General features: G+C 51.4%; 1 tRNA gene and 2 rRNA genes. All 3 read left to right on the top strand.

Annotated elements, in window-relative coordinates:
• The first annotated feature begins 233 nt into the window (after positions 1–233).
• Positions 234–1,701 (top strand): 16S ribosomal RNA (locus tag MKMG_RS11040).
• Positions 1,702–1,771: 70 nt separating this feature from the next.
• A tRNA-Ala gene (locus tag MKMG_RS11045) sits at positions 1,772–1,844 on the top strand.
• A gap of 161 nt (positions 1,845–2,005) precedes the next feature.
• Positions 2,006–3,476: ribosomal RNA gene (locus MKMG_RS11475) — 23S ribosomal RNA — on the top strand; the annotation flags it as partial.

The following is a 3,476-nucleotide window of genomic DNA, read 5'->3' on the forward strand; positions in this document are numbered from 1 at the left end:
CTGTCCCTTCGGACAACAATCTGAAATGAGAGGGTTTATCTCCTTTCGTTTCATATACTGTAGTCCGAGATTTTGATGGAGATCCGAAATCGCTCGAATGGGAGTGTCGGTTCTGACGTTGGCATTGGCAATGCGGAAATTTATTTAGTAACCGCTAATATCCTTTAACAAATAAGCAATGTGTGCTTTGATAAGCAAAACTGTAGATTCAGTTTGCCTACTTCAAGAAATTAATTCTGGTTGATCCTGCCAGAGGTCACTGCTATCGGGGTTCGATTAAGCCATGCGAGTTGAGAGGGTTAAGACCCTCAGCGGACTGCTCAGTAACACGTGGATAACCTGCCCTAAGGTGGAGAATAACCCCGGGAAACTGGGGATAATACTCCATAGATTAGAGACACTGGAATGTTCTTTAATCGAAAGTTGAGGCGCCTTAGGATGGATCTGCGGTCGATTAGGTTGTTGTTGGGGTAACGGCCCAACAAGCCTGTAATCGATACGGGTTGTGGGAGCAAGAGCCCGGAGATGGAATCTGAGACACGATTCCAGGCCCTACGGGGCGCAGCAGGCGCGAAAACTTTACAATGCAGGAAACTGTGATAAGGGAACCCCGAGTGCCCGTATACGCGGGCTGTCCAGGTGTTTAAAACGCATCTGAAGAAAGGGCCGGGCAAGACCGGTGCCAGCCGCCGCGGTAATACCGGCGGCTCGAGTGGTGGCCACTATTATTGGGCTTAAAGCGTCCGTAGCTGGACCCTTAAGTCTCTTGGGAAATCCGCCGGCTTAACCGACGGGCATCCAGGAGATACTGAGTGTCTAGGGACCGGGAGAGGTGAGAGGTACTCCGGGGGTAGGAGTGAAATCCTGTAATCCCCGGGGGACCACCGATGGCGAAGGCATCTCACCAGAACGGCTCCGACAGTGAGGGACGAAAGCTGGGGGAGCGAACCGGATTAGATACCCGGGTAGTCCCAGCCGTAAACTATGCGCGTTAGGTGTACTGGTGACCATGAGTCACTGGGGTGCCGAAGGGAAACCGTGAAACGTGCCGCCTGGGAAGTACGGTCGCAAGGCTGAAACTTAAAGGAATTGGCGGGGGAGCACCACAACGGGTGGAGCCTGCGGTTTAATTGGACTCAACGCCGGAAATCTCACCGGATAAGACAGCGGAATGATAACCGGGCTGAAGACTCTGTTTGACCAGCTGAGAGGAGGTGCATGGCCGTCGTCAGTTCGTACTGTGAAGCATCCTGTTAAGTCAGGCAACGAGCGAGACCCACGCCAACAGTTGCTAGCTTGTTCTCCGGAACGAAGAGGACACTGTTGGGACCGCCTCTGCTAAAGAGGAGGAAGGAATGGGCAACGGTAGGTCAGCATGCCCCGAATTATCCGGGCTACACGCGGGCTACAATGGGCAGGACAATGGGTATCGACACCGAAAGGTGAAGGCAATCTCTTAAACCTGTCCTAAGTTCGGATTGTGGGCTGTAACTCGCCCACATGAAGCTGGAATCCGTAGTAATCGCGTTTCAACATAGCGCGGTGAATGCGTCCCTGCTCCTTGCACACACCGCCCGTCAAACCATCCGAGTGAGGTCTGGATGAGCCTGTGGTTTTTGCCGCAGTCGAATCTAGGTTTCGCAAGGAGGGTTAAGTCGTAACAAGGTAGCCGTAGGGGAATCTGCGGCTGGATCACCTCCTAAAGAACTGGGTATGATGCGGTTACTAAATAAAACGTAAAGTTGCCAATGCTGACAATCAAAAGGGATGTGGGCTTATAGCTCAGTTGGAAGAGCGCGGCGTTTGCAACGCCGAGGCCAGGGGTTCAAATCCCCTTAAGTCCATCGCCTGGTAATCAGAGACTAGTTTTTCTGAAAACCCGGCATCCTAATGCACCCGGAGACGTGAGTCATCGGGGAAGGGCCGAGAGTCTAACTGACTCTTTGAGGCTGTGTATAGGTGTGCACATAGGACGTTAAATGAGTTTTAACGGACACAATCATAAAGACAAGCTGATACAAGCCTGTCAGTGGATGGCTCGGTTCGAGTGCCGATGAAGGGCGTGCCAAGCTGCGATAAGCTCCGGGTAGGCGCAAGGAACCTATGATCCGGAGATACCCTAATGGGACCTCCTGCTTCTTTTTAAGAAGCGATCCGTAAGGATTGGGAACCCCCCGAATTGAAACATCTCAGTAGGGGGAGGAAGAGAAATCAAACGAGATGTCGTTAGTAAAAGCGATCGAAAGCGACAGAGTTCAAACCGAATCCCTTCGGGGACATGTGGTGTTGTGAGCCTTCCGTTTACCCAAACATCATAAGCGGAAATATTTCTGGAACGGTTTGCCACAGAGGGTGATAGCCCCGTACGCATACCGATGTTTGGCGAGGAAGTGTCTCGAGTAGTGCGGGTTGGAATTCTCGCATGAACCTGGGGGTCATCAACCTCCAAAACTAAATACTCCTCGAAACCGATAGCGAAATAGTAGCGTGAGCGAAAGCTGAAAAGTAACCCTGGAAAGGTGGTTAAAAGTGCCTGAAACTGACAGGTGATAGTGTGTTATGGCATAAAAGGATCTTTACACCGAAAGAACCCGTCGCGAGGCGGTAGTATGGGGTGTATTGCCGGTGTCATAACTTACGTTTGGAAGAACGGGCCAGAGAGTTTATTCTGTTGGCGAGGTTAACCGTTAAGGGAAGCCGAAGCGAAAGCAACAAGTCCGTAGTTTCGACATGGGACGGCGTATTAATAATGCGTGTAGTCGACAGGATAAGACCCGAAGCCCAGTGATCTATGCGTGGGCAGGCTGAAGGGTGACGAAAGTTGCGTGGAGGGCCGAAGCGGTATTGATATGCAAATCATTCGTGTGACCTGCGTATAGGGGTGAAAGGCCAATCGAACTGGGCATCAGCTGGTTCCTCTCGAAACATGTCGTAGCATGACCTGGCTGGAGATAGACGGTGAGGTAGAGCACTGATTGGAGGAGTTGGGGGAGAAATTCCTCACCTTCCTGTCAAACTCCGAATTCCCCGTCGTCGAAGAAGGCTGGAAGTCCGCACTACGGGGTAAGCTTGTAGTGCGTAAGGGAGACAACCCAGACTGTGGTTAATGTCCCTCAGTGTAGGTTAAGTGTCAATACTAAAAGATGTCCTAGGCCAAAGACAACTGGAAGGTGAGCTTAGAAGCAGCTACCCTTTAAAAAGTGCGTAACAGCTTACCAGTCGAGGTTTAGGGCGCTGAAAATGGACGGGGCTAAAACCTACCACAGATACCACAGACCACCGCAAGGTGATGGCGTAGAGAGGCGCTCTGCATGGGCGGAAGCAGGGGTTTAAGTTCCTGTGGACCGTGTAGAATTGAGAATTCTGGCACTAGTAGAAGCATAGTTAGGTGAGAATCCTAACCGCCGAAGGGGCTAGGTTTCCTCGGCAATGTTCGTCAGCCGAGGGTTAGTCGGTCCTAAGTTATACCGTAATTC

Source organism: Methanogenium sp. MK-MG, assembly GCF_009914725.1.
Taxonomy (GTDB): domain Archaea; phylum Halobacteriota; class Methanomicrobia; order Methanomicrobiales; family Methanomicrobiaceae; genus Methanogenium.